This is a genomic window from Streptomyces sp. KR55 (genome assembly GCF_052245645.1).
Taxonomy (GTDB): Bacteria; Actinomycetota; Actinomycetes; order Streptomycetales; family Streptomycetaceae; genus Streptomyces; species Streptomyces flavusporus.
In genome coordinates, this window is the sequence record NZ_JBQQCE010000652.1 from 1 (window position 1) to 4,096 (window position 4,096).

General features: G+C 71.5%; 5 protein-coding genes. 2 read left to right on the forward strand and 3 right to left on the reverse strand.

Features of this window, described 5'->3' with window-relative positions; genetic code table 11:
- The first annotated feature begins 63 nt into the window (after window positions 1-63).
- Window positions 64-969: a LysR family transcriptional regulator gene (locus ACTWQJ_RS47595; protein ID WP_443312602.1), complete on the forward strand. Its 906-nt coding sequence runs from the start codon at window positions 64-66 to the stop codon at window positions 967-969.
- 3 nt (window positions 970-972) lie between these two features.
- Here ACTWQJ_RS47595 and ACTWQJ_RS47600 read toward each other — a convergent pair whose 3' ends face one another.
- Window positions 973-2,016 carry a medium chain dehydrogenase/reductase family protein gene (locus ACTWQJ_RS47600; RefSeq protein WP_443312603.1) on the reverse strand — a complete coding sequence of 348 codons (1,044 nt, stop codon included), beginning with the start codon at window positions 2,014-2,016 and terminating at the stop codon, window positions 973-975.
- Between the two features lie 104 nt (window positions 2,017-2,120).
- Window positions 2,121-2,684, reverse strand: a complete 564-nt coding sequence (locus tag ACTWQJ_RS47605; protein ID WP_443312604.1) for a TetR/AcrR family transcriptional regulator — start codon at window positions 2,682-2,684, stop codon at window positions 2,121-2,123.
- 137 nt (window positions 2,685-2,821) lie between these two features.
- On the opposite strand from ACTWQJ_RS47605, the gene ACTWQJ_RS47610 reads away from it, so the two are divergent.
- Window positions 2,822-3,523, forward strand: a complete 702-nt coding sequence (locus tag ACTWQJ_RS47610) for a type 1 glutamine amidotransferase domain-containing protein (RefSeq protein ID WP_443312605.1) — start codon at window positions 2,822-2,824, stop codon at window positions 3,521-3,523.
- 29 nt (window positions 3,524-3,552) lie between these two features.
- On the opposite strand, the gene ACTWQJ_RS47615 is transcribed toward ACTWQJ_RS47610, so the two are convergent.
- Window positions 3,553-4,096, reverse strand: a 544-nt coding sequence (locus ACTWQJ_RS47615) for an arginase family protein (RefSeq protein ID WP_443312606.1), incomplete at its 5' end; no start/stop codon positions are given.

A 4,096-nucleotide genomic window follows, 5' to 3' on the forward strand; every position in this document is an offset into this window, starting at 1 on the left:
TCCGCGCCGACCCGCCGGAGTGTTTTGCTTCTGCCTGTGGTGGTGAAGGAGAGCCGCGGTGGCATGCCGCATCTTGATCTGTTGTCGACGTTCCTGGAGATCTACCGGGCGGGGTCGCTGTCCGCGGCGGCTCAGCGGCTCGGGGTGACCCAGCCGGCCGTCACCGGTCAGCTCGCCCGGCTCGAGGAGCAGATCGGCGAGCCCCTGTTCGTCCGTACGCACAAGGGTGTCACCCCGACCCAGCGGGCAGCCGCGCTGGCGTCCCGCATCGGCGTGCACGTGGACGGGCTGCGCGAGGCCCTGCACCCGGCCGATGCCGAACCGCCCCTGCGGGGCACCGTGCGGATCGGCGGAGCGGCCGAGGTGATGACGCTGCGCGTGCTGCCGGTACTGGCCGGGCTGGCCCGCCGCGGCGTGACCGTCCACGTGACCCTCGGGCTGGCCGACGACCTGCTCTCCCAGCTGGTCAACGACCGGCTCGACCTGGTCGTCTCGGCGGTACGGCCCGCCCGTGCAGCGGTGCTCGCGGTGCCGCTCGTGGACGAGGAGTTCGTCCTGGTCGCACCGCCCGCGATGGCCCACACGATCGACGCCGGCCGCCTGAGAACCGAGCCGGTGTCCGCACTGGCGCATCTGCCGCTGGTCGCGTACGCCGAGGAACTGCCCATCGTGCGCCGCTACTGGCGCAGCGAGTTCGGGCGGCGGCCGCCGAATCCCGTGGCCATGGTCGTCGCCGATCTCAGGGCCGTCCTCGCGGCAGTGGTCGCGGGTGCCGGAATCTCCGTGCTGCCGCGGTACATCGCCGCACCGGCACTCGCTGCCGGGGAGGTCGTGCAGCTGCACCACCCGGAGGTGGCGCCGCTCAACACCCTGTACCTGGCGGTACGGCGGGGCGCTCCGGCGGGCCCCGCCGTCACCGTGCTGCGCGACCATCTACAGCAGGCCGCGCGCCAGTGGAACACCCTGTGACCGCTACTCGGCCACGCCGCCCGAGGTGAGCACGACCTTGCCGACGACGGTGCCGGACTCGGCGTGCCGCAGCGCGGCGGCCGCCTGCTGCAGTGGGTAGGCCCGGTCGATCCTGGCCTCGATCGCCCCGGACCTGAGCAGGTCGAAGATCTGCGTGAGGTCTTCGCGCAGCTCCGCCCGGTACTGCCGCGGATGCCGCGCCTTGCCGGCCCACAGGTTGAAGAAGTGCGCGCTGCGGCCGTTGGGCAGCGCGTTCCACACCGCGAGCCGGGCGACGAGCTTCAGAACCGTGATCGTCCCGTTGCCGGCCTGGTCGCGGGTCGCGGCGCTGCCGTAGGAGACGAGGGTGCCGCCGGGGGCGAGCATCCGCCAGGAGTCCTCGATGCCCTTGCCGCCCACGTGGTCGAAGACGGCGGCCACGCCGTCGGGCGCCAGCTCGCGGACGCGGGCGGGGACGTCGCCGCGGTAGTCCACGGGGAGGGCGCCCATGCCGGCGACGGCCTGCTGGTTACGGGCCGAGGCGGTGCCGATGACGGTGATGCCGTTGCTGCGGGCGAGCTGCACCAGCACGCTGCCGACGCCGCCGTTGGCTCCGTGCACCACGACGGTGTCGCCCGGGCGGACCTTCGCCGTGCGGTAGAGCATGCGCCAGGCCGTCGCGCCGTTGGTGACCAGTGTCTCGGCCTCCGCCGCGGTCACCCCGTCGGGGACCGGCACCAGATCCGCCGCGTCCAGCAGGACGTGGTCAGCCCATCCGCCGGTCTTGGTGAGAGCGGCGACCCGCTGCCCGACGGACAGCCCGGGCTGGTCGGGCACCGGTGGGCCCAGCTGCTCGACGACGCCGACCAGGTCGTAGCCGGGCACGAAGGGGAACTTCGGCATGTCGTAGTACTTGCCGCGCCGCATCTGCTGTTCGGCGAAGGTCACGCCGCTGGCTTCCATCCGGACCACGGCCTGGCCGGGGCCGGGCTGGGGCAGCTCTCGTACCCGCAGTTCAAGGCTCTCGGGCTCTCCGACGGCGGGCAGGACGACTTCGGTGGCTTGCATGACTGACTCCTTCTGTAGATGTGTGGTCAACCACTCACTAGTGAGACCTGGGAAAGGGCGGCTGTCGGTCCGCAGGGACCGGACGGCCGCCCGGCTGGGGTCGGTCAGTAGTGCGTGATGCCCGCCGCCAGGGTGCGGGTCCAGGGCGCGTCGACGGACTCGGCATCGATGGAGACGATCAGATGGCAGAGCATGCCGGTGGCGAAGAACTGCTGGATCTGCTCCTCGCTGCCGCCGGACGCGCCACGGACGTACTCGACCGCGCGGGCGTACCCGGCCCTGACCGCCTCCCTGACGGCGGGCTCGGAGGCGGCCGCCGCCTGGGCGTGCAGCTGCACCAGCAGCAGGTCGTTGTTGCTGATGAGGCGGGCGTAGGCGTCGCCCATCGACTCGAGTACGGCCTCGGGAGCGCTGCTGCGGGCCTCGGCCGCTCCGCCTTCGAGGGCTGCGCGCACCTGTGCGAAGCAGCGCTCGACGACCGCGGTGAACAACGCCTCCTTGTTCGGGAAGAGCCGGTAGACGTAGGCCTGCGAGATGCCGGCCGCCTTGGCCACTTCCGTGGTGGTGGTGCCGAAGTAGCCGCGGGCCGCGAACGCGCCGATGGCGGTGCGCAGGACCGTCTCGCGGCGTTCCTCGGCGGTGGAGAGTCGGCGCTGTTCCGTCTTCATGTGAGTACTTAACCACTCACACTTTGGAGGTGTCAATGGTCCTTAGTTCCTCGTCTCCCTTGGGGCAAGACGAGGGTCATAAATTCTCTAATAGCTTCCGTGTGCAAGTGAAAGTTCCTTGATGGACCATATTCCGCATGTCGAAGATTCTGATGGTCATTTCGAGCGCGAACAGCATGCAGCTGGCCGACGGCTCCACCCACCCCACCGGTTACTGGGCAGAGGAGGTCGCCGCGTCCCACGAGGTGCTCACCGCCGCCGGTGCCGAGGTTTCGATCACCACGCCGGGCGGCGTCCCGCCGACGGTCGATGCCCTCAGCCTGGACGAGCGCGGCGGGGTGGCGGAGGCCGACGCGCAGCGGTTCCGTGCCTATCTCGACGGCATCGCCGACCAGTTGTCCGCGCCGCTCTCCCTCGCCGAGGTGCGGGCCGGCGACTACGACGCGATCTACATCCCCGGCGGCCACGCCCCGATGGCCGACCTCGCCACGGACACCGACCTCGGCCGGCTGCTCAACGAGGCCGACGCCTCGGGCCGAACGGTGGCGGCCCTGTGCCACGGCGTGGCCGCGCTGCTCAGCGCCGGCGGGCCGGACGGCGGCTTCACGTTCGCCGGCCGCACCCTGACCTCGTTCACCGACGAGGAGGAGCGCCAGGGCGGTCTGGGCGACAACACCCCCTACTACGTGGAGAGCAGGCTGCGTGAGCGCGGTGCCGTGGTCGAGGCCGGACCCGCGTGGAGCAACACGGTGGTGCAGGACGGCAACCTGATCACCGGTCAGAACCCCCAGTCCAGCAAGGCCACGGCCGAGGCCGTACTGAAGACCCTCGCTGACTGACCGCCGGGCCGCGCCCGCTCGGGCGCGGTTCAGCCCTGCACCGGCGTTCGGGCCGACAGTCCTCGGTTCAGGCACTGGGCCAGACGGGCTGCGATACTTCCGTCGGGATCCAGGCGGGGGTTGAAGATCGTGACGTCGATTCCGGTGGCCCGTTCGTCGGCCAGGGCCGTGTGCAGCACCTGCTCCAGCTCCGCCCAGCTCAGCCCGCCGGGCAGCCGGTAGTCGACGGCAGGCATGACCACGTCGTCCAGAACGTCGACGTCAAGGTGGATCCAGTAGCCGGGGCCCGGAACGCCGGTGAGCCGGTCGACGGCCTCGCGAGCGGCCGTGGCAGCGCCCGCCGCACGCACGCCGTCGAAGTCGATCGCGTACAGCGAGGGCGGCAGCGGCTGCATTCCGAACACGGCGGCCTCGGCGGCGTCACGGAAGCCGAAGACGACGACGTCCTCGTCCCGCACCAGCGGTCCGCGGCCCTCGAGGTCGGCGAGCGGCCGGGGCCCGCGGCCCGTGGCCAGGGCGAGGTCCATCGAGGCCGCCTCGCCCACCGGTTCCGCTTCCGGCTGGTAGAAGTCG